The 24137-nt window shown below is 37.4% G+C and carries 17 protein-coding genes and 2 pseudogenes; 8 read left to right on the top strand and 11 right to left on the bottom strand.

Translation table 11 applies throughout. The features are described from left to right. Position 1 precedes the first annotated feature (1 nt). The 4 genes from EHQ31_RS03965 to EHQ31_RS03950 are packed head-to-tail and all read left to right on the top strand — an operon-like array spanning position 2 to position 7539. Positions 2-2749 (top strand): SpoIIE family protein phosphatase, encoded by a 2748-nt coding sequence (locus EHQ31_RS03965; RefSeq protein WP_135569779.1) that lies wholly within the window; start codon positions 2-4, stop codon positions 2747-2749. After that, positions 2746-3087 (top strand): STAS domain-containing protein, encoded by a 342-nt coding sequence (locus EHQ31_RS03960; protein ID WP_135569777.1) that lies wholly within the window; start codon positions 2746-2748, stop codon positions 3085-3087. The genes EHQ31_RS03965 and EHQ31_RS03960 overlap by 4 nt, the downstream gene beginning before the upstream one ends. A 46-nt stretch (positions 3088-3133) precedes the next feature. Then, on the top strand, positions 3134-4780 hold the full coding sequence (locus EHQ31_RS03955) for an acyl-CoA carboxylase subunit beta (protein WP_135569775.1): 1647 nt from the start codon (positions 3134-3136) through the stop codon (positions 4778-4780). 5 nt (positions 4781-4785) lie between these two features. Beyond that, positions 4786-7539, top strand: coding sequence for an ATP-binding protein (locus tag EHQ31_RS03950; protein ID WP_135569773.1), 2754 nt, complete (start codon positions 4786-4788; stop codon positions 7537-7539). Here the strand turns inward: EHQ31_RS03950 and EHQ31_RS03945 are convergent, their stop codons facing one another. The 11 genes and pseudogenes from EHQ31_RS03945 to ispH all read right to left on the bottom strand — a co-directional run bounded on the left by EHQ31_RS03945 (position 7540) and on the right by ispH (position 19161). Continuing rightward, a complete protein-coding gene (locus EHQ31_RS03945; RefSeq protein WP_135569771.1) occupies positions 7540-8592 on the bottom strand; it encodes a protein-glutamate methylesterase/protein-glutamine glutaminase in 1053 nt (350 codons plus the stop codon). It abuts the gene before it with no gap. A 4-nt stretch (positions 8593-8596) separates the two neighbouring features. Further along, on the bottom strand, positions 8597-9085 hold the full coding sequence (locus tag EHQ31_RS03940; RefSeq protein WP_135569769.1) for a chemotaxis protein CheD: 489 nt from the start codon (positions 9083-9085) through the stop codon (positions 8597-8599). Further along, positions 9086-9562, bottom strand: coding sequence for a chemotaxis protein CheW (locus EHQ31_RS03935; RefSeq protein ID WP_135569767.1), 477 nt, complete (start codon positions 9560-9562; stop codon positions 9086-9088). Between the two features lie 160 nt (positions 9563-9722). Next, positions 9723-11645, bottom strand: a pseudogene (locus EHQ31_RS03930) (methyl-accepting chemotaxis protein); the annotation flags it as partial. 270 nt (positions 11646-11915) lie between these two features. Next, positions 11916-12293: pseudogene (locus EHQ31_RS19040) on the bottom strand (MCP four helix bundle domain-containing protein); the annotation flags it as partial. Positions 12294-12303: 10 nt separating this feature from the next. After that, complete coding sequence (locus tag EHQ31_RS03925; RefSeq protein WP_135569763.1) at positions 12304-14499, bottom strand: chemotaxis protein CheA; 2196 nt, start codon at positions 14497-14499, stop codon at positions 12304-12306. Further along, on the bottom strand, positions 14499-14873 hold the full coding sequence (locus tag EHQ31_RS03920) for an STAS domain-containing protein (protein ID WP_135569761.1): 375 nt from the start codon (positions 14871-14873) through the stop codon (positions 14499-14501). The genes EHQ31_RS03925 and EHQ31_RS03920 overlap by 1 nt, the downstream gene beginning before the upstream one ends. 2 nt (positions 14874-14875) lie before the next feature. After that, on the bottom strand, positions 14876-15241 hold the full coding sequence (locus EHQ31_RS03915; protein ID WP_135569759.1) for a response regulator: 366 nt from the start codon (positions 15239-15241) through the stop codon (positions 14876-14878). Then, complete coding sequence (locus EHQ31_RS03910; protein ID WP_135569757.1) at positions 15234-16541, bottom strand: response regulator; 1308 nt, start codon at positions 16539-16541, stop codon at positions 15234-15236. The genes EHQ31_RS03915 and EHQ31_RS03910 overlap by 8 nt, the downstream gene beginning before the upstream one ends. A 48-nt stretch (positions 16542-16589) precedes the next feature. Next, positions 16590-18212: a sensor histidine kinase gene (locus EHQ31_RS03905; protein WP_135569755.1), complete on the bottom strand. Its 1623-nt coding sequence runs from the start codon at positions 18210-18212 to the stop codon at positions 16590-16592. A gap of 1 nt (position 18213) precedes the next feature. Further along, on the bottom strand, positions 18214-19161 hold the full coding sequence (ispH, locus tag EHQ31_RS03900; RefSeq protein WP_135569753.1) for a 4-hydroxy-3-methylbut-2-enyl diphosphate reductase: 948 nt from the start codon (positions 19159-19161) through the stop codon (positions 18214-18216). Between the two features lie 240 nt (positions 19162-19401). Between ispH and EHQ31_RS03895 the strand changes: the two genes are divergently transcribed. From EHQ31_RS03895 to EHQ31_RS03880, 4 genes are all read left to right on the top strand, one after another. Next, positions 19402-20250 (top strand): flagellin N-terminal helical domain-containing protein, encoded by an 849-nt coding sequence (locus tag EHQ31_RS03895; protein ID WP_135569751.1) that lies wholly within the window; start codon positions 19402-19404, stop codon positions 20248-20250. A gap of 182 nt (positions 20251-20432) precedes the next feature. After that, the gene (locus EHQ31_RS03890; RefSeq protein WP_135569749.1) at positions 20433-21383 is read left to right on the top strand and encodes an ankyrin repeat domain-containing protein; all 951 of its coding nucleotides are present in this window, start codon (positions 20433-20435) and stop codon (positions 21381-21383) included. Between the two features lie 101 nt (positions 21384-21484). After that, entirely contained in the window at positions 21485-22717 is a 1233-nt protein-coding gene (gene ilvA, locus EHQ31_RS03885) for a threonine ammonia-lyase (RefSeq protein WP_135570950.1), read from the top strand. Between the two features lie 416 nt (positions 22718-23133). Next, the gene (locus tag EHQ31_RS03880; protein ID WP_244247257.1) at positions 23134-24096 is read left to right on the top strand and encodes an Lcl domain-containing protein; all 963 of its coding nucleotides are present in this window, start codon (positions 23134-23136) and stop codon (positions 24094-24096) included. The last annotated feature ends 41 nt before the right edge of the window (positions 24097-24137 follow it).

Here is a 24137-nt window from a genome sequence, read left to right as displayed (position 1 = left end):
ATTGAAACCAAGCTCTCTTCCGCCGATCATTCGAAAACATAACGAAGGCGGATTTTACCTTTCCTCATCTTCCGAATTGGATGACTTGTACCATTTTATTCTTGGACAGGCAAAACGTTTAGTTTCGGCAAAATCAGCGGCTTTTTACTTCCGTAATGAAAGAGGAAACTTGAGTCGATTGGGTACGGTAGGTGATAAATCGAGTGCAAGTGCAATTGCTAAACATGTTTTTAAAACCAGAAAAAGTATTTTAATTAAAAAAGGATCTCATATCAAAGATTCGGCCGGACCTATCACCGAATCATATATTGCCTGTTATGTGGGTGATGAAATTGGGGATTTAGCACTTGGTGTTTTAGTTCTTGAAGGTATTAAACATTTTCAAAATTTTTCCGAACAAGATCTTGATTTAATTAATTATTTTAGTGCCAATCTCAATGCCTTATTTAAAGACACTGTCCTTTCGGAATCAGAACCGCAATTTTTTAATTCGCTTACTACTTCCATTCTTCTTCTCATTGATAATGCCAATATACATAATAATAACAATCGACTTCAGTATTTTTTAGAAGAAATCATTCGGGTAGCTGTTCTCATCAATACGAGTGTAGAATTGGAACATGTACTTGTTATGGTAATGGAATCAGCAAAGTCTGTGTTTCGTACCGAAGCTAGTTCCTTGCTTTTGTTAGATGAAAAAAAAGAGTTCCTAAATTTTCATACTGTCACAGGGGAAAAACGGGAAGAAGTAGCTAAAATCAAGGTTCCTGTGGGACAAGGAATTGCAGGAACTGTGGCTGTGACAAAACAGCCTATGATCATTAATGATGCACAAAACGACAGCCGAGTTTTTCGGGATGTAGATAAAGCTTCCAATTTTACAACGAGAAATATTTTGGCAAGTCCACTCATTGTTGGGGATGAGGTAATTGGGGTCATAGAGGCCATCAATACTATTGACCGAAATAATTTTAGCCAAGATGACATAGATACCTTTTTGTCCTTTTCCAGTGCTTGTGCTGTGGCCATCCAAAAAACGAGATTACTCGAAAATTTAAACGAAACAAACTTAGAACTCAAACAAAAACTAAGTACTCTGGAATCAATTTTTGATTTGGGTCAGGCAGTTCTAGAATCCCATGATGAATTAGGATTAATGTCCAAAACTTTGAGTATTCTCACCAAAGAGTTGTCATGCGAAGATGCTGGAATGGTCATCATCGAGGAAAAAAACAAAAACAGAATCCAGGTGTATGCGAGACAACTCGGTATCGTGAGGGAATCCTTTTTTCCAATGCAAGAAAGTCGTCTTTTTCTTAGCCTAATGGAATCGGGACATCCGCGAATGGCAGTCGTTACTTCGCAGTTAGAGGAATCTTTTTTAGAACTAGAGTTTTATACTTTAAAGAAAAATTTTTTGATTTTGCCGATTTCCCCTCGCGGTGGAAATTTACGGGCTGCTCTTTATGTGAGTGGGAAACAAAAAGCCCATTCTTTTAACGAAACAGACCTTAGGATGTTAAAAACTCTTTCTTCCCCTCTCGCAAAGGCTTATGAAAACCTCCGTTTAAACCAAGAAATCATCACAAAAAAGTCGATCGAAAAAGAAATCGAAATTACTAGAAAAATCCAAAATAACATTCTCCCCAATTCCTTGTTACAATCTCCCTTATTTGATTTGGGTGTGATGTCTGTTGCCGCCAAAGAAGTATCAGGTGATTTTTATGATTTTCATTCTTTTGGAGAAGATCAGTTTTCATTTCTCGTGGCCGATGTGTCGGGAAAAAGTTTGCCTGCCGCGATTTTTATGGCCATGTCAAGTTCCATCATTCGGACCTTGTCAAGGACTACGGATATTTCCCCTTCGGAACTTTTGTTTCGGGCCAACCAATTGATTTATGAAGATTCCCAATCAGGGATGTTTGTCACCTTATTCCTAGTTAATTACCAAAGGCGAACTCGTACTTTAAAATTTGCATCGGCAGGCCATAACGACCAAATTTGGATTCGTAGTGATGGAAGTTTTGAACTTCTAAAAGGAAAGGGTGCCCCACTTGGTGTGGTACCGCAAACCAACTACCAAGGGGGAGAAATCCAAATCGAACCAGGAGATATTTTGGTTTTTTACACGGATGGTGCCATCGAAGAGAAAAATCCTGATGAAGAAGAATATGGTTTAGATCGTTTTATTGATTTTATTATTGAGAGAAGGTCTGAATCCTCTCAAAAAATCGTGGAAGCCGTTTACGATGATATCCGTAAGTTTTCTCGGTCAGAAGACCAGTATGATGATTTTACGGTTATGATCCTAAAATTTGCAGAAGTAACAAGTTTTGAGATATCAAAAGTGTTTTCTGCTCATCCAGACGAAATTCCCCACTTACGTGATTTTATTTCTGAACATTTAGAAGGGAAAATCACAAAACCCTTTGCATTCGACGATATTCTGATATCTTTGGATGAAGCCGCAACCAATATAGTCATGCATAGTTATAAGGATACGGAGCTAAGCCACCCTAGTTTTGAATGTAGATTGGAACTGATTGGCGACAATCTTAAAGTTGTATTAATTGACGAAGGCAAACCTTTTGACAGAAAAAAAGTTCCTAAACCTTCTGTAGAGGCCAATTTAAAGGGCGAACGGAAGGGTGGATTTGGCGTATATCTAATGGAGACTCTGATGGACAAGGTGTCCTACGACTTCAACGGGAAACAAAACATAACCTATTTGGAGAAAACTATTGTATGAACGAAGATAAAATTGGAATCCATTCGGAAGTGGTTGGGGACAAAGTGGTTGTACATGTCCAAGGCAATTTGGATGTCCACAACACACACAAAATTGAAAAAGACTTAATTGGCCTAGTGAGTGCCGCTGGGAAACCTGTTGTTTTCAATTTAAGTGATGTGCCTTTTATCTCTTCTGCCGGACTTCGATTACTTGTCACAACACTCCGTCATTGCCAAGAACAAAAAATAAGCATTTCTATCTGTGGTTTACAACCAGCGGTAGAAAAAGTATTCGATATCATTGGAATGCAGCAGCTATTCACAATTTATCCTGATCTGAGCTCTGCTCTGAAGTAAAAATCACTTTTCTAAGTGATCCTAAACAAAACATTGGAAAAAACTTATGGAAACCAAGCAGTATTCCCTAAACAACCCGTTCAAAGAATCCAAGGCTCCGGAAACACAAACCGGAATTTATGATGATGCTCTCAAACTAGGAAAGGAACTCATAGAGAAACCCTTCCTTGGAGGTGGCGAAGATAGAATTCGCGTCCAACACTCCAAAAACCGTATGACGGTTTGGGAAAGAATCAAAGTCCTTACTGACGAAGAACCTAATATCACTTATCAAAACTGGGGTCCTAATTTAGATGGAGCCTCTATTGTTACAGGAATTTTAAATATCAAAGGTCGTGATGTTGCAGTCTACGGACACGACTTCACACTTCGTGCTGGTTCGATGGATGCAACGAACGGAAGTAAACTCGCTCGTCTTATCCAAATGGCCGGAACTCATGGGATCCCTCTTATCGGGATGAATGATTCGGCAGGGGCTTATGTTCCTGCGGGAGTGGGTGGACTTGACGGATATTCGGAAGCCTTTACCGCACTTCGCAAAATCAGCGGTGTGGTTCCTTCCGTCATGTTAATGTTTGGTTTTAACGCAGGTGGGGGAGCTTACCTTCCACGCCAAGGATCGTTTATGATCCAATGTGATGGAACCTTCTTTGGTCTGACAGGACCTGGTGTGGTGAAGTCTGTCCTTGGAGAAGATATTTCTGCAGAAGACTTGGGTGGACCAAAAGTACATGGCCAGTCGGGTGTGGTTGACCTTGTCACAGGTGATGAGTTAGGATCGCTTCGGACTGCGATTCGTCTTTTATCTTATTTACCAGACAATAACCATAGTTTTGCGCCGTTTTATCCAACTTCGGATCCGGTAGACAGATTTATTTACGAAGAAGACATTCTTTTTAGAAAAACATTCAATTCCCCAACAGGAATGAACACTCCTTTTGACATCACACTTTATTTACAACAAATCTGTGATCATGGTGAGTTCTTTGAATTACAACCTCAAAGAGCAAGAAACATCGTTACTGCTTTTGGTCGGATTGGTGGCCATGTGGTGGGATTTCTTGCGAATAACTCTGCTGTTTCCTCAGGTCAGATTGATATCGGGGCATCTCGCAAAGGAACTCGTTTTGTTCGCTTCTGTAACTTATACAATATTCCTATGGTATTTGTAGAAGATACTACAGGATTTTTACCAGGGCGTGACCAAGAACACAATGGTATCGTTCTCGAAGGAAGAAAACTCCTCGATTCCATTATCGATCTAAGAACTCCAAGACTCACTCTTATCATTCGTAACGCATTTGGCGGTGCATATGCAACATTTAACTCCTATTTTACGGGAGCATCGATGGTGTTTGCACTTCCTACGGCAAGGATAGCGGTTATGGGTCCTGCTGGAAAAGAGTATGTTTACAAAGACGAAATCACAAGTATCCAAAAAGAATTTTTGGCCAATGTGAAAAAAGGTATGAGCGAAAAAGAAGCTGCTGCAACTCGCGATGCAAAACTTTTCGAAATCGGACAACGATACGAAAAAGAACTTATGAATCCTAAGGAAGCACTTTCCCTTGGTTCCGTTTCTTCCATCATTTTACCTGGATACACTAGAAATGTATTATCCAAAAACTTGAGTTTCCTCATGTCCAAATACAAACCGGCGGAAATGTCCGGTCCTCAAAGGGAGTTTGAATAATTTCCATGTTAGATAAGAATTTAAAACGCATTCAGTTCCAAGAGTCCGAATCAGCATGGATTCGCTCCTTTAGTGTCGAATCGATCAAATGTCTCATCGTTTGTCGTGGACCTGTCCGTAAAGAAACTATGGATGTTTTTGATGCCATCGGTGTGAAAGAATATGGGATTTTGTTATCTGAAAAAGATTCCATTGTTTATCCAAAAGCCCTTGCTCCGGAACTTCGTAACTTTCGATTCCCTGAAAACATCCACCGAGTTCCTGATTATATGGGAGCAGGGAAGGAAGAGAAAGAACAACGCATTCGCCAAATCATTGGAATCGCCAAAGACAATGGATACACTCATATCTTTGCCGGTTACGGATTTATGGCAGAAGATGCGGAATTCATTGAAGCCATTGAAAAAGCAGGAATTACCTTTATGGGACCAAGTTCCCATGTTGCCAAAGGTGCTGGTGCCAAAGACGAAGCAAAAAAATTGGCAAGAAGTTTGAATGTATCTGTAACTCCTGGTGTTGATAATATCACAGCCCTTGCTTTACTTCGCAAAACGGGAAATTCAAAAGATGGACTTTTGAAAGTTGCAAAAGAAAACAATTTAAACTTTTCTTTCAACGATTCCAAGTCCTTGGAAGACAATGCGGAAGATTTACTCCAACTTTCTTACGAAAAAACTATAGACATCACATCCATTCCAGACTTACAAAAAGAATCTTCACTTCTTTGTGAAGATATTTGGAAGAAATATCCAGGCAAACGAATTCGATTTAAATACATCGGTGGTGGTGGTGGTAAGGGACAAAGGGTCATCAGTGAAAAATCAGAAATTGATGCTGCTGTTATGGAGATCCTTGCGGAATCAAAAGTAACTGCCGTTGGTTCGAACAGAAACTTCCTCATTGAACTTAACATCGAAAACACTCGCCACAACGAAATCCAGCTCATTGGTAATGGGGAATGGTCTTTATCACTGGGTGGTCGGGATTGTTCTTTACAAATGCACGAACAAAAACTTTTGGAAATTTCCCAAACAGTTGAGTTATTACAAAAAGAAGCAGATCTAGTTCGTTCTTCGAATGCTAAAAAAGCTGCCATCCTTGATAAAGATGTACAAACTTTAAAAGATATGGAACACCAAGCAGAAGTGTTTGGTAAGGCCATTCGATTGAATTCCGTTTCTACGTTTGAATGTATCGTAGAAGGAAATAGTTTCTTTTTTATGGAAGTAAACACAAGAATCCAAGTGGAACACAGGGTCACAGAAATGGTGTACAAAATGAAGTTCACCAATCCAGATGATCCAAACGATTTCTTTTATATTGATTCACTTGTAGAAGCGATGGCAGTGCTTTCTATCCACGGACTTAGAGTTCCTAAACCAGAGAGAATTTTACGAAATGTTTCTGGTGCAGAAGTTCGAATCAATGCCACAAACCGGGCTCTCCAACCACATGCTGGTGGGATCATTCAAAACTGGTCTAAGGCCCTCCCAGAAGAAATCAGGGATGACCAAGGAATTTGTACTCGTAACCCTGATACCGGTGCCTTTGTACATTATAACCTGGCGGGTGCTTATGATTCGAACGTGGCACTTCTTGTTTCTTATGGAAATTCAAGAACAGAGAACTTGGAAATTTTAGGTAATATCCTTCGCAAAACAGAACTTAGAGGGCAAAACCTAGAAACCAACTTACTGGTTCACTACGGACTCATCCAATGGATTTTGGGAAAGGACGCGATGTTCAAACCATCCACAGCGTTTATGATTTCCTATTTAGCTGGCATTGGTGCTTTACAGTCCATTATCAATGATTTGGATTTGGAATACCTTTGGACAGAAAAAACAAAAGCTTCCGATGCTGACCTAAAGAAAATCCTAAACAAAAAAATGACTCTTGTCATTCGTCCGATGGAACGGCTCCTTGCAAACCCACATCTTCTTGGCGGATTCCTCGGATACTTTGACGGAAAACTTTGGACTCGCAATGGGGCGAATGTAGAATTCAGTGAAAACCCAATCCAATTTTTGGAATCTTTGTATTACTATTTGAACTTAGATACAACCGAAGAAAAAGCAAGTTCTGAAAAGATTTGGGATCATGATGCTAAGTTACTGAGTGAAGCAAAAGAATTTTATACGGAACTTTCAAAAAGAACTGGTCTTAGTTCTTGGAAAGAATTATCCGATGCACTCGCTAAAGGTAAAAATCCATCGAATTCACTTTCTCAGGATCTTTGGAATGCTTCAGTGGCAAGTCACAATGGGTTCCAAGCCGGTCTTGAAACTTTACTCTTACTTCCTAAAATCGGTATCAAATCAAACTTCTTTGGTTTGGATGTAAATGCAGATTTGGATGGGGTAGTGCCTGATGAATTCAAAAACAAGGACACGAGAGATGCATTTATTAAAACTCTAAACCCACCGCCAAAAATGTCTGGGGACGAAATTGTGGCTCCAATGGGTGGAATGTTCTACTCAAAAGAAGCACCCAATCTTCCTCCACTCATTAATGAAGGAGACCATTTTCAAGCAGGACAACCACTCTTTATCATTGAAGTGATGAAGATGTTTAACAAAATCCTTGCTCCGGTGAGTGGAACCATTGTGAAAAATTTAATGGTGGATTCGGATGGAAAGATTGTGACAAAAGCACAACCTATCTTTAAAATCAAACCTGATGAAATTTTAAAAGAGGAATCTCCAGAAGATATTCGGGCAAGAAAAGTAAAAGTAACAAAAGAACTGGGTCTCGGCTAATCAGCCGTAACCCACAATTGTTTTGTAAATTTCAGTGAGAGGGAGGATGTGGTTCACACCTCCTCTCCTAATTGCCTCTTTTGGCATTCCAAACACAACCGAAGTTTCTTCATTTTGGGCTATCGTATCAGCCCCAGCTTCTTTCATTTCTAAAATGCCAGAGGCTCCATCGTCTCCCATTCCAGTCATTATGATTCCTTTGGCATTTTTTCCAACTTGTCTAGCGACGGAACGAAACAATACATCCACAGAAGGTTTATGACGATTGACAAGTGGTCCATCTGCCACATCCACAAAATACTGGGCTCCGGATCGCCTAATTGTCATATGGCGGTTCCCTGGTGCAATGAGCGCCAGTCCTCTCACAACACGGTCTCCATCTTTTGCTTCCCTGACGCTAATATCACAAATGGAATCTAATCGTTTGGCAAAGGTCTCGGTAAATTTTTCGGGCATATGTTGGACTATCACAATCCCAGGGGTTTTGTCTCTGGGAAGTTTGGTGAGAACTTGTTCTAACGCGATGGTGCCTCCGGTAGAAGTTCCAATCGCAACAATTTTTTCTGTGGCTTGTAATTGGGAAATATCTTGTTTTTTTTCCGTTTTAATCGAAAACTCTTTTCTCTCTAAATGATTTGGTAGTGCCTTTAGAGATACGGATGCGGCTGCAATCACTGCATCTGTTAGTTCAATCGTAGATTCATTTAAAAAATCTTTTAATCCTATTTTCGGTTTTGTAATGATATCACAAGCACCAAGGCTCATCGCAATCATTGCAGTATCGGAGCCTTCGGTAGTCAATGTAGAACAAATCACAACTGGTGTTGGTCTTTCTGCCATTATCTTTTTTAAAAAAGACAGACCATCCATTCTTGGCATTTCGATATCTAAAACGATCACATCTGGCCAATTGTTATTCATTTTATCTAGGGCAAAAATCGGGTCAGAGGCACTTCCTAAAAAATCAAAATTAGAATCCGAATTGAATATTTCGGTTAACACTTGCCTTACGACTGCTGAATCATCAATTACAAATACCTTGATTTTTTTCATAAGATTACTTCTTTTCTACCCATACTTCACCATCCCAGACGGTAAAATATATTTTTCTTGATAAGGTTCCACCAGTATCTTCGGAGATGATTTTGATATCTTTTTCTCCTAAAATCGTTTTAGCAAATTCAGCATTTCTGTTTCCAACATGGGAAGTTGATTTATCTTTTAAAATTTCCCTTTCTTCATGTAGGAACATATTAGAACCTCCAAATATTTTTGCATAAAATTCACTAGGTTGTGATTTGTGTTTTTTTATTTCTGATAAAAAAAAGGATACCGCATCAATCCCATATTTATGTGTTTTTTCAGAATGTATATCTGCAGGGGTAGGTAGTAGATAATGGCACATTCCTCCTAAATGACGATTCGGGTGCCATAAAACTATGGAAACACATGAACCAAGTAATGTTCTAACTCGAAATTCTGGTCCACCGAAGAAAATTTCTCCAGGGTTTAGGAATCGATCTATAACTTCCTTAGGTGCTTCCATTTAGGTAACATTCGTTGATGAATCTTGGATTGCTTGTAGTTCAGAAAGTTCTAATATTTGATTCACTTTTAAAATGATTACAAATTTATTCTCTAATTTTCCAAGTCCTTGGATAAAATCCAATCGGATTTTGGAACCAAAACTTGGCGGTTCCTCAATGGATTCGGGTGGAATATCTACCACTTCGTTTACTGCATCTACAAGAAGTCCCACATCTACAATTTCATTTTCCAATTTTATTTCTGTAATAATGATACAGGTTTTACGATTGGTTTCCGTTTTTCTTTTGTAGAATCGCATATTAAGATCAATCACTGGAACAACATTTCCTCGGAGATTAATGACCCCCGGAATATATTCTGGCATCATTGGGACATGAGTCACCGATTCATACTCAATGATTTCTTTGATGTATAAAATTCCTAAACCAAAGAGTTCTTCGGAAATAAGAAAGGTTAAGTATTGTAGTTCCTGCATTTTTGTTTCCTACTTAATACTTTTGAAACTTGGAATTTTCATCTGTAGGTTCGGTCTTTCGTGCATTCGGTGTTTGTAATCGACCGCTTGGTTTTGCTTGTTGCGCCTTTGCATGTTTTGATTCTACTGCAGATTGGAATCCTGCTTGTTTTCCCAATTTGAAGAAACTTATAGAAGAAAGAAGTTTTTCTGCCTGTGCTTGTAATTCTTCTGCAATGGCAGCCAATTCTTCTGAAGCGCTTGCGGATTGTTGTGACACTTGGTCTAGTTGCCCCATTGCTTTATTCACTTCATTGACTCCGGAAGACTGTTCTTGGCTAGCTGCAGTGATTTCCTGGACAAGGTCTGCGGTTTTATTGATTGCAGGTACAATTTCTTCGATTAGTTTTCCTGCAGATTCCGCAATTTGAACTGAACTTCCAGCTAAACTTCCGATTTCGTTGGCAGATTTCTGTGATCGTTCCGCAAGTTTTCGCACTTCTGAAGCAACTACTGCAAATCCTTTTCCATGTTCACCTGCTCTTGCGGCTTCGATTGCAGCATTTAATGCAAGTAAGTTGGTTTGGTAGGCAATGTCTTCTATGATTGAAATTTTATCTGCAATCTCTTTCATTGCGGATACAGTATTTCTCACTGCCTCTCCACCTTGTTTTGCATCTTTCGCCGATTTAGTTGCTATTGTATCAGTTTGTTTTGCATTTTCTGCATTTTGATCAATGGATGCACCCATCTCTTCTAGTGATGCCGAGGTTTCTTCAACGGAGGCAGCTTGTTCACTGGCACCTTGCGAAAGAGTGCTTGCTGTGGAAGCCACTTCGTCAGCTGCGTTCACAAGGGCATCAGTGTTTGTTCTTACATCATTAATAATCTCAATTAGTTTTTTTGAAGTATTGTTGAATGAATCTCTTAGTTTTGCAAACCCACCATCGTATTCGCTTGTTATGAGTTGTGTTAGGTCTCCTTTTTCTAGGGCAGAAAGACCTATAACGAGGTCCTCAACAATACGAGCAGTTTCCATTGCTAAATTCTTTTGTTCCGTAATATCCGTTGCAAATTTGATGACTTTATATGGTTTTCCATTTAAATCAAGAATAGGGTTGTAAGTTGCTTGTAACCAAACAATTTTTCCATCCTTTCCTATGCGTCTGTACTCAGCAGTTTGGAATTCCCCTCGATTGAGCGTGGCCCAAAATTGACGGTAGTCTTCCGAATTGACCATTGATTGTTCGACAAAAATTCTATGGTGTTTCCCAACTATTTCTTGTAATCCATATCCCATTGTTTTTAAAAAGATATCATTCGCTGTGATGACAGTTCCGTCCATATTGAACTCAATTGTCGCCTGGGCTTTGTTAATCGCCTCAATTTGACCAATAAATTCTCTGACGATTTTTTTATTTTCTGTGATATCAGTTGCAAATTTGATGACTTTATATGGTTTTCCATTTGCATCCAAAATAGGTGTGTAGGTAGCTTGGAGCCAAACTTCTTTACCGTTTTTACCAATACGTTTGTATTCGGCAGTTTGGTATTCTCCGCGATTAAGGGCAGCCCAAAACTGACGATAGGACTCCGAATTCGCTTCCTGAGTTTCTAGAAAAATTCGATGGTGTTGACCTTTGATTTCATTTAAACTGTAATTCAATAAGTTTAAAAAATTTTCATTAGCTGTAACAATACTTCCGTCCATATTGAATTCAATTGTAGCTTGTGACCTTTCGATAGCTTTTGTATTTGCATTGGCCTCCGTTACATCTGCCCACTCAACAACACTTCCCAATCTTTCACCTGTGTTGGTGATGATAGGGTTTGCAATTAAGTTAAATTCTCTATTAGCAATTTTTATGCTAGATTTATGCTCCGATGTAAAAGTGCCGAGAAGTTTTCTTTGGTGACTTGGGTCTTTGTGATAACTGTCAATATTACTGCCCATTAAATCATTCAGAGAAAAATTTCTGATTTGAGATTTGATATCTGTTTCTGATTTTGCAAACATGGATCGAATGGCTTTGTTCATGTAAACGACGTTTAAATTTAAATCAGAAATCATCACATTAGTCGAAACGCTATCTAATGCCGTTTTGATTTGAATTGCATCTTTTAGTGGTTTTCCTACTTGTTTCAGTAGTAAAAAAAGAAGGCTTGTAGTGATTATAAGGAAAATAAATCCAGATACATAAACAGGAATTAGTTTTTCATTAGGTGTTGTATTGTCTTTTTTGAGGTTAGAAATACTATCGATAGTGAGTTGTGAATTCCATTTAGAAATAGAACTTGAATATGGTTTCCAATACTCAGAGAAACTCGATTTTAAATTTTCTTTTTTATTTAAATCCTCTGGTTCATTTACATAGTTTTTTATTTGATTTATGTATTCATCTTTCCTTGTTTTGGCAGATTTTTGAACATTTAATTCTTCTGTTGAGGATGGTAGGGACTCAATTTTTTCCCATTCTGAATTTAATTTTTCTAAATCATTTTTAATTTTGGCGATAGCAGTTTTATCTAATTCTTGTGATTGGAGGACGGTGTAGATTTCAGATTGAATTGACTCGCTTAAATTCCAAATTGATGTTAGATATTCTGATTTTTGTAAATGAATCTTAGTTGTTTCTTCCGATTGATTTACTTCTTTCAGTATCCCCCAAGAATAAGCCGTGGTCCAAATAACAAATATCAATCCTGTAAGGAAAAAACCTATTAACTTTGTGCTTATCTTAATATTTTTCATATTATCCTCTTCATTTATATAATCTTTCGTTTTCTACAGTTATGGTTCTTTCGAATAAAGAAGGAATGTCTATGATGAGAGCCACATTTCCATCTCCTAAGATGCTAGAACCACTTACACCTTTTACGTGTCGAAATACGGATCCCATAGGTTTGATTACTGTTTGGTATTCACCTAGTAGTCGTTCTACTACGATTCCTGCTTTTTTATCTCCATTTCTTACGATAACAATATTTTCACGTGTGTTATCTTCCGAAGCTTCTGTTGGATAATAATCTCCTAGACGAAGGAATGGAATTAAATTCCCTCTCAGTGGAAAGAATTGGTTGGCACCGGATTTATTATCTTCAGTAAAATGAAGGCATTCGAGGACCATATCCATTGGAATAATGAAATGGTTTTTACCAACTTCCACTAAAAAACCGTCAATGATTGCTAGTGTGAGAGGCAACCGTATGGTAAAACGGCTGCCTTGATTTGGGGTGGATTTAACTGTGATTGTTCCGCGTAATGATTCAATGTTTTGTAAAACAACATCTAGGCCTACACCTCTGCCAGAAACATTGGTAACCTTAGATGCGGTGGATAGTCCTGGATGGAAAAGGAGTTTAAATATTTCATCTTCCGATTCTGGCATTGGTCCTAAGACAAGATCCTTTTCAATTCCTTTTTGCCAAACTTTTTCCTTTTGAATTCCGTTTCCATCATCTGTAATTTCAATAAGAACGCTCCCAGCTTCGTGGAATGCATTTAGTTTGATCAAACCTTGTTTTGGTTTACCTTTTCTGATTCGTTCTTCCGAAGTTTCTAACCCATGATCACATGCATTTCTAACTAAGTGGGTGAGTGGATCACCTAATTTATCTACTATGTTTCTATCAAGTTCAGTTTCATTGCCTTCTGTAACTAACTTGATTTCTTTACCGAGCTCTTTACCTAAATCACGAACTGTTCTTGTATATTTTTGAAATGTATCACCGATTGGAACCATTCTGAGTTTAAGTGAAATTTCTCGTACTTCGTTGAGAAGTCGCATTGTGTGCATCGATGACTCTTGTAAAATTGAATCTTCAAGAGAGCTGATAAGTTGGTTCATGTTGGCACAAGAAACAACAAGTTCACCAACTCGATTGATGAGATTATCTATCCGTTTAGAGTCCACTTTTATCGTTGCTGATTTATTTTGTTCCTTTGTGGAATCTGAGACTCTATTTTTAAGTTCATTTGTATCGATTGATAAATCTGAATTTGTTGTAATTAGCAAGGTTTCTTCAGTTTGTTTGTTTGAGATTCCTGTTTTTCGAGATTTTAATTCTTCGAAATAACCTAATAGGCCTTCTTCTGTTAGGATACCTATTTCCTTCCATAGGTTACCGAGAAGAATTTCCTCTTCTGGAAGTTGCATGGATAAATCTACTAAATCTTCTAACTGGGAACCAGGCGGTAAAATATGTAAAAAGGTATCATTTTCAATAAAGTTAAATACTTTTCTTACAGCATTTAAATCTGAGTCTGAATGAAAATTGATTTCGAAACCTAAGTAACAAGATTCAGCGTCAAATTCGTTGGAAAGGGGAATTTCTTCTGTAATTGTTTTTAATGAATGGATGGTGCCAATTTTTTTTAGATACCCAATAAAGGAGATTGGATCGAGGCCTTGAGAAAATACATTGCGATTCGGACGAAAAGAAATTAAGTATCCAGAAATTGTATTGTTTTTGCTATTTTTTTTAGATAAATTTGTGGAATCGGAATTAGCAACTAAACTCTCTTTTTCTATATCTTCTTGGTTTTCTTTTTGTAAAGAAATTTCTGAATCAGGAATTTGAAAGGGTTTCATTGATTCTAAAATAGAATCTCCAATAAGTATTTTTGTCTCTGGAATTTTACCTTTGGTTTCTTCGTTTACTAAATAAGAAAGATGGTCCTTTGCATTGAGTAATATTTCTGTTAATTCCTGTTGAAATGGAATTTCGTGAGATCTTAATCTATCTAAAAGGTTTTCTACCACATGAGTAAACTTAACAGTAGATTCAAAACCAAACATCCCAGCAGTGCCTTTGATTGTATGTACGGCTCGAAAAATAGCATTTAAATCATCCTCAGTTGGCGAAGATTTTTCCGTACGTAAAAGAATCGCCTCCATATCACGAAGAAATTCATCAGATTCAACTAAATAGGCATCTATAACCTCTGTTAAATCCATTAATTAATTTTCCTTGTGCCATAGCGAAATTCGACTTCATTAGAATGCTCTTTTTTCACTTTGATCCTATCCCCGAAAAAACTAACTAGACCGAGTAAATCTAATATCTTTAGAATTGGAAGAGAGTGGTTTCCCAATTTCATCGAAAAGTGGTTCTTTTGGCTTAAATTTTTTAAATATACTAAAAGTTGAATTCCTGCTGAATCAACACGTTCGATTCCGTATAAGTTTAATTCTATAGTTTTTCCCCTAGAAGAGGAAGTCCAAATTTCAGACTGTTTTTTCCATTCCTTAACAAAGGGTACGGTGAGATACCCATTCCAAGTAATTTCAATACCAGAGTTAGTTTCCTTTAAATTTTGGACTGGTTCCATGATTACGGTAATAGTTTGGAAATAGTGTCCAACAGTTCTTCGGGTGAAAATGGTTTAGTGAGCCATGCCTTTGCGCCAGCATCCACACCTTGTTGTTTTTTTTCCGGTTGCGATTCCGTTGTTAACATGATGATAGGAGTGAATTTGTATTTCGGATTTTCTTTCACCTTTTTAATGAAGCTAATCCCATCCATATTCGGCATATTCATGTCCGAAACAATTAAATCAACTTCGTTAGTTTCTAATTGTTTTAAGCCTTCTAATCCATCACCTGCTTCAATGAGATCAAAATTCGCATTCTTTAAATGTACAGAGATAATCTTTCGGAATACCGCAGAGTCATCAATGATCAAAATTTTTCTATTCATGTTTTGTTCCTTTATTGTTTTGGATTGGCAAAAATATTTCTGCTATGATACAATCTGCTTTTACTTCTGTTGTATGATCAATTGCATTACGTATAAAAAACATTCCATTGTGTCTATGTAATATAAAATCAACCATCGTTAAGCCGAGACCTAAACTAAATTTTTCTTTAGAATGAAAACTTTCAACAGGTGGATGAATGCGGTAAAATGGTTCCACGAGTTTCTTTTCAAACTGCGTAAGTTGTTTTGCATATTCATCTTCTATAATGTTGTTTTTTGCTGATAAACAAAAATATCCATCAACGAAAGTAACAAAAATATCAAAATGAGATTTTCTTTTGGAATATTTCAGTCCGTTTGTGATGATTTCATACAGAGCTAACTTCAACGACTCGATATCCAAATCAAGGTAAACCGACTGTTTTACTATTGGTAAATTTACTTTTAACTCTTTTTCGTTTATTTCTTTGCTAAAACTATCAATGATTGTCGGTAATATTTGCAGTAGATTTTCGCTTTTAGTGCTTTTGAGAATTGTATCCGTTTGGATTACATCCACTGCATGATCTAATCCTTTCATCATACTAATATTGTGTTCATGGTTTTCATATAATAAATCCCAAAATTCTTTGTTAACCAGATAACCATTACCAGAATCCACTTTCATTTGTTGGATTGAGTCAATGATGGTCGACATAGAACCAAGTCCAGATCCTTGCATTAAAGTTGTTTTTAAGTTTAAAATAGAGTGTAACTCTGAATTGATTTCATTTGTTTTTCGATGCGATTCTTTGTAATTAAGCCATTCCAATTGGCTTTTTAATTCTTTTGATTCCTCATCAATCAGAACAGATTCCATTCTCTTTAAATAGACGTATTCTAATGCTTTTTCTAAACGATCGGCAACAATTTCTACATGGAGTGGCTTTAAAAGATAATCATAAACCCCTAATTTCATAACTTCTATGATTTCATCCGTTTGGTCGATGGCAGTTTGTACTACAAAAACGGCATTTGGTTCTCTTTTTTTTTGTTCTTGGATAAATGAACGACCGTCAAGGACTGGCATCATTAAATCCACCAAATATAGGCTATATGGTTGTTTGGCTGCCATCTCTAAGGCCACTTTTCCATCGCAAGCAATTTCGGTTTCCATACCGATCCGTTTGCAAATTGCCTCTAAAAGAACCTGGTTTTCCTTTTTATCTTCAATAATAAGAATTGGTTCTTTCGGACGCCTTGGGTGTTCTGTGGCTTTTGCCTTTGTGGGAATATTTGGATTTAAGTTCGATTCCACCATATAGATTATCGGAAATCTTAAAGGAGAATTCTACAGGGTTCAATTCCTTTATTTTATTATTTCAGGTAACTTGAGTTTAAAAACGGATCCTTGGCCCCATTGGGATTGGAGTCCTAAATGACCACCGAGCCGAATGGCAAGTCCTTGGGAAATCGTGAGCCCAAGGCCTGTTCCTTCTATATTTCCGTCGTCGTTTAACCGGGTGAAGGTATGGAAAATCCGATTTTGGTCTTCCTCTGAAATTCCAGGGCCGAAATCTCGGACAGAAATTTCTAGGGAATCTCCAACCCATTCGCAATCCAGTTCGATATAAGGATGATTTGTATATTTTATTGCATTCGACAGCAAATTTAGTAAGATCTGGAGAATTTTTCCAGAATCAGAAGTTACTGGTTTCGATTCTAATGGTGGGCGAAACCGGATCTCCATTTTTTTCGCATTCGCTTGCGGTTGGATTAATTCTAAGGATTGGCGACATATATCTTCTGGTCTAAACGTTGTTAATTGAACCTTAATTTGTCCCGATTCAATTTTCATCAAATTCAGGATTTCATTAATCATGTTTAAAAGTCTCGTTCCACCTGTGTAAATATAATTTAAGTATTCTTTTCCCGTTTCGTCAGTATCAGGTAACTGGATTAGTTTCGAAAAACCTATAATGGAATTCAAAGGAGTTCTAAGTTCATGACTCATGTGTGCCAAAAATTCAGTTTTTGCTTTATATGCACGTTCCAATTCCTCCTTTGTTTTCGTAAGTGCTACTGTTCTTTCTAAAACCAAGGATTCCAATGTGGATTTATATCGATTCAATTCGGATAGGTCCATATCTCGTTGTACAAAAAGTCCCATCCACCGACTCACTGTTTGGTAAATCAAAAGATTTTCATGTTCGACAGGGGAATTCTGTTTGTATTTGAAAAATCCCATCACGCCCAAAAATTTATTTTCGAATCGAACTGGGATAAGTAAGATTGTGTCTGCTTTCGTTTCTTCGAAAAACCATTTTTCTCTTCGAAATGCTTTTTTTGGGTTTAAATGGATTGTGCTTCCTCTTTTTAACTTATGAAGCCAGCGTCCAAGTCCCAAATCATACCAGTCTTCATTGTAGAATTGAATTGGTAGTAGTGGATATTTAGTTGTTTTACGTTCATTTGCCCAAAGTTTAAACCTATCTTTATTTTCTAATGGTTCATATTTTAGAAAAAAAACAGAATCCATTTCAGTAAAGTTTAACAATTGATAAAGAGCGCTTGGTAACCCTTCTTTAACGGAAGGTTGTTGAATCAATATTTGAATAGACGAAGCAACTCCTAGTTCAAATCGTAATCGCCATGCAATTTCTTCTTCTTGTCTACGTTTCGTAGTGATATCTTTAATAAAGAATTTCGAATATTCTTTATTTTGTTCACCATTTGGGAATACGAATTTGCCAAAAGAAATTTCTAAAATTGCTCCATTATCAATATATAATAATTCCGTCGAAAAATCATTATTTTTGATTTTATTTCTTAAAAAAATATTTATGTTAAAGTCTAATTGTAAAGATTCAAATTTTGAATTTTTTAGCAGATATTCAAAGTTCTTTTTTAATGTATCGATTGCAATGATTGCAGTACCCAGCTCATTACCTTCAATCGAGGCTTTGAATAATGACCAAGGATCCAAGTTCATCTTAGTATTGTTTTAGTAACTCTTTAGGTAATTTGAAACTCATCGTATCTTCACGACTTTCTGGAAATAAGGACACCTTTGCATCTGGAAAATGTTTTAATATTTCTCCAACAATTTCATCTACAAGTACTTGAGGACTTGAGGCACCGGCAGTAATCCCTAGAATTTTAATTCCAGATTTTTTAATATGATTCGGATCTACGTCCTCTTTGCGAGAGATTTGGAAACTGGCGGGTCTTGTTTTTTTTGCCAATTGACAAAGCCTTACCGAGTTGGAGGAATTTTCCGCACCAATGACAAGCATCGCATCCACTGACTCTAACATAGATTGTACAGCTTCCTGTCTTTCTGTTGTCGCATAACAGATATCGTCCTTTTGTGGATGTTCTACATAAGGGAATACTTCTTCTATTTTTTTGACAATGTTTTTTGTATCCGCCACAGAAAGTGTAGTTTGCATTAAATAGGTGAGTGGTTTGTCTTTTTGGATTTTTTCTTTTAAATTTTCTACATCTTCAGGGGATTCTACCAAAAACATATGAGCCTCTCCCATTGTCCCAATGGCTTCATCATGACCCCTATGACCAATATAAATGATCTGGTGTGTGTCTCTAAGGTTTCTTGCTTTTTTGTGAACTCGAGTGACTAAAGGGCAGGTGGCATCGCCAATTTTCATTTTTCTTTGAGTAGCTTCTTTCACAACTTCTGGGGATACTCCATGAGCGGAAAAAACAACAGTGGCCCCATCTGGAACTTCTCTCAGTTCATCAATAAAACGAATTCCTTTTTTCTTCATTTCTTCCACAACTCTTTGGTTATGGACAATTTCCTTTCGGACATAAAGTGGAGATTCTGGATTTTCTTGGAAAGCAGTCTCTACGTAGGAGATGGCATATTTCACTCCTGCACAAAATCCACGGGGGTTTGCTAAATAAATTGTCTCTAACACTGCATTCTGCCTGCCTTTTCTTTAAATCCAATTCCATAGAATTCCTAGGACATTTTTTCGAAAAGGGGAAGTTCTATTTTTATTCAAAATTTATTTGATTTTCCCTATTATCCTCCCTACCGGAATGACCGATCCTTATCTTGAAAGGGCCAAGGATGGCCATTTCGAAAATTCATCAATTTCTTGGGTTCAAGGTGAAAACTTTGAGCGGTGAGAGAACGGATTCAAGGAGGAACCCGGATGATTATCAACCACAACGTAAGTGCGATCTTTGCACACAGAACTTTGAAGTCTAACGACGCGAACCTGAGCAAAGATCTCGAAAAGTTGTCTTCTGGTATGCGTATTAACAAAGCAGGAGATGACGCATCTGGACTTGCAGTGTCTGAGAAAATGAGAACTCAGATTGCTGGTCTTCGACGTGCAGAACAGAATACTGAAGATGGTATGTCCCTCATTCAAACGGCGGAAGGATATCTTCAAGAAACACACGAAATCGTTCAACGTGTTCGTGTACTCGCGGTGCAAGCTGCGAACGGTATCTACTCGGAAGAAGATAGACAACAGATCCAAGTCGAGGTTTCACAGCTAGTGGACGAGATCGATCGTATTGCTTCTCAAGCAGAATTCAACAAAATGAAACTGCTTACAGGAGCATTTGCTCGTCTCAACCCAACTGCTAGTATGTGGTTCCATATTGGAGCTAACATGCACCAAAGAGAGCGCGTGTACATTGAAACAATGAACACTGCGGCATTGGGATTAAGAAACCCTACGGTTCTTACTTTCATCTCTCTTTCGACTGCAGGTAAAGCAAACTCCGTGATCGGACTTTGTGATGATGCCCTAAGAGTGATCTCTAAACAAAGAGCTGACCTTGGTGCTTATTACAACCGTATGGAGCATGCTGCGAAAGGACTTATGAATGCTTATGAAAACACACAAGCATCTGAGTCTCGTATCCGTGATACTGACATGGCTGAACAAATGACCAGCTTCACGAGATACCAAATCTTAACTCAGGCTGCTACATCAATGCTTGCGCAAGCGAACATGAAGTCTCAGTCAGTGATGAGATTGCTCCAGTAATAGGATAAGAGAAACTAAAGGCCGGGCAGGGTGGTTGGGGCCCCGTCTTTGGTTTCTCGATTTTCTTTTTGTTGTTTCTAACTCGCACTTTTTCTTATTTTAATTTGGTCTTCCCGATCAAACAACTTTTACTGCTTCCCTTTTTCGTTTGACATAGTTGAAATTTTTGAGCCATTTATTATATGAATCGTCTTTTAATTTTTCCCTTAATTATTTTGTTTGTTAGTTGCAAGTCTGTTGCAAATTTTCAAATCCTTCAAAATGTAAAACCAAATCCAAAATGTAAATTTAGTCAGTTTATCGTAATTGAGCCTGATTTTTTTGTTTCGACTGGCGCTAATACTTTGTCAGGATGTATAGAAAAAATTGATAAAACTAATGCGGTGATGTTTTTTTATTTTAGTCGAACCATAAGTAAAATCAGTGCGAGTATTAACTTAACAACAGGTGAATCTAGTAAAACGCAATCATTTTCGGGTGAGAGTGCAACTGCCAAAGCAACGATTCATTTAAATTCAAAAGTTTCTTTAGAAATTCCAACTGCTGATAAAAAGGGATCGTTTATGTATAGTATTTTATATTCTTACAAAAATGACCAACCTTCAATTGAAATATATGATGTAACACGTGAGGAGTCCTATGCACCGAGACTCGCTTTCCAAGCCATTTCAAGAAATAATTTAAATAAATTAAAGGAACTTTTTACAAACGGTAGCATTCAAAAAGATACTAAAATCATTTTGTATGATGAAAATGATACAACTGAAATGAATCTTTTTCAACATGCCTTGAATGTTCGTGCGAATAAAGAGATCTTCGATTATTTATTAGAAAAACAAGTAGATTTTCAATATAGAGACAAACTAGGATTTACTGCCCTTACATATGCTGTTTTTTTTAATGACTTGGAATTATTAAAATACATTGATTCTCTCAAAAAATGGAATTTTAATGAAACTACTAACCAAGGGGATTCTCTCTTACATTGGGCTGCTGAAAACAAAAACAAACAAATGGTAGAGTATTTATTGCAAAAAGGAATCAAAAAGGATATCAAAAACAAAAATGGCCTTACTGCATATGATGTTGCAAAATTGAAGTTATCATATCATATCATGGAAATATTGCAATAGTCATAGGTATTGAATATCACCTATCACAAAGTAAATTAACTTATGGAATTATCAAATAAAATCAAAAAATTTGTTTTGAATGAATTATGAAATTGGAACTGATGACCTTAGAGATTGACTCTGCTTACCAGATTCTAAAACCCATCATCCATCATACTCCGTTACAATTTCATTCTCGTTTGTCCGAATTGTATGGCGCCCAGGTGTTTATCAAACGGGAAGATTTACAAGTTGTTCGATCCTATAAAATCAGAGGGGCTTACAATATGATCCAAAGTCTATCCCAGGCGGATAGAGAGAAGGGGGTTGTTTGCGCAAGTGCTGGAAACCATGCACAAGGTGTTGCCCACTCTTGTAAATTGCTCCAAATTTTTGGTGTAATTTATATGCCAGAAGTAACTCCTAAACAAAAAATTAACCAAGTAAGGATGTTTGGTGGCAATTTTATAGAAATCAAATTAGTAGGCGATACATTTGATGAATGTCAATTTTCTGCATTAGAATATTCTAAAAATACTGATAAGGTATTTATTCCGCCATTTGATCATAAAAAGATTATGGAGGGGCAAGGCACAGTTGCAAAAGAAATTTTAGAGGAAGAATCTGAAATCGATTTTTTGTTCGTTCCCATTGGTGGTGGTGGATTATGCGCCGGTGTTGGCAGTTATTTTAAAGAAAAATCTCCAAACACTAAAATCATTGGAATAGAACCATTCGGTGCCCCCTCAATGACGGAAGCACTCAAACAAGGAAAACCGGTTTTACTTGAAAAAATTGATAAATTTGTAGATGGTGCGGCAGTTAAAAAAGTAGGGGATCTAACATTTCCAATCTGTAAAAGTGTGCTTTCTGATATGTTACTTGTTAAAGAAGGGAAGGTTTGTTCCACCCTTTTGAAATTATACAACGAAGATGCTATTGTTGCGGAACCTGCAGGTGCTCTTAGTATTTCTGCCTTGGACCAGTATGCAGATCAAATTCGTGGAAAAAAAGTAGTTTGTATTTTGAGCGGTGGAAACAACGACATAGATAGAATGCAGGAAATCAAAGAAAGGTCTTTGCTTTACGAGGGACTAAAACATTATTTCATTGTTCGTTTTGCCCAAAGACCTGGTGCTTTAAAGCAATTTGTCAACGAGATCCTTGGACCCAATGATGATATAGTTAGGTTTGAATTCATTCAGAAAAATAATAAAGAATCTGGTCCTGCTCTGATCGGAATTGAGCTAAAATCTAGAGATGATTTCCAATCTTTGTTACAAAGGATGGATGCTTATCAATTAAATTTCACCTTAGTCAATCAGGATGAGAATTTGTTTGAATATCTGGTTTAATTATTTATTTAATCCTGGTTAGGTGTTGTTTTTTTGCAATTTTCATTGGGAATTTTTTAGATTTTTGTGGGAATTCCCTAAAGGAATTTAGGATCTGTTCGATACATATATTGATTGAATAATCGTCGTACAGCTAAAAGCCCGGAGTGATTGCCGGGCTTTTGTATAACTATGAACTTTCGTGAATAAAAAAACATCCAAAACAAAATGAATTTTCTTTTTTGCCGGTTGCATGGTAAACAGGCGTTATTGGGTGGCGGGTGGATAACCCCTCCCAGTTCAATCAGGGCGGGGAACTTATACCGTTGTAGCCTTTCACAAAGAAAGCTTAGTTTTACCCATTCCGCTTTCTTCAAAAAACTTTCATTGTATTCAAACATGGCATTTATACCATCGATTCTGTGGAAAGAAATTTCTTGCATCTGTTCAAAGTTGCCTTAGTATTAGGGATTTTCCTGTTAAATCTTTTCTGTCTTCCCGACTGGAAACAAAATTCTGGTGATCCATTTACGAAAGAATATTGGGAAAATCGATTATTAGAAAATGACATCATTGCCTACCAGCGAACTTTTTTAGTAGAAGGAAAGGTGACAGGTTTAAACCAAACCACGTTAACCATTCTTTCTTCGTCTGATGGAAGTTATACTACAGTGAATGGTAATGGTTTTTTTTCCATGTTGGTATATGCTTCTCCCAAATATTTACAACTGACTATCCCAACACAACCATCGAACGTGCATTGTATTGTTTGGGACCGAGGGGATTGGGATGGATTCAAATTAATCAATGTTCAAATTTCCTGCCCGTTTGCTAAAACTGTAGTTTCAGGGAAAACTTTGTTATGGGATCGTTGTACCTATGGTTCTTCTTGGAATCCAATGGGAAATACTGTCGGTGAAGGTTTAGGGGACTGCTCCATCGGCAACCCAGAACCACTGCAGTTTTGTACGGCAAAAGATGGATATAATTCCACAACAAATCCTAATGCTTGCAATGGTGGAAACAATTCACAACTTGTAAGTGTTGGGGATGTGTATCGGTCCTGTGTAAGCCGCAGTGCTTTAAAAGCATACCAAAGAGAAAACTGGAGACTCCCTTTATATACTGAAATGTTTTCTGTGATTCGTTGTAGTGCCACAAACACGGGTGTGATAACAGGAGAGGACGGATGTTCTGCGGTCGGCGATTCGACCAAGTATTCTGGTGCTACGGCCGACCCTATTTTATTTCCCAATGCACAAGCCGCCCATTATTGGGGTCCACAAACTTTTCCTGGCTTGGGAGATGTCCAAGGAATCACCGTAAATTTCGACCCTGGCAATGAATCTTATTTGAATAAAGATTTGAATGCTTTTGTTCGTTGCGTTTCTGATTTGTAAGTTTACGGAAAGGTGATATTACTTCCTATTTTTGTATTTGG

The sequence above is a fragment of the Leptospira montravelensis genome, assembly GCF_004770045.1.
GTDB lineage: Bacteria > Spirochaetota > Leptospiria > Leptospirales > Leptospiraceae > Leptospira_A > Leptospira_A montravelensis.
This window is presented reverse-complemented; position numbering and strand designations above follow the sequence as displayed.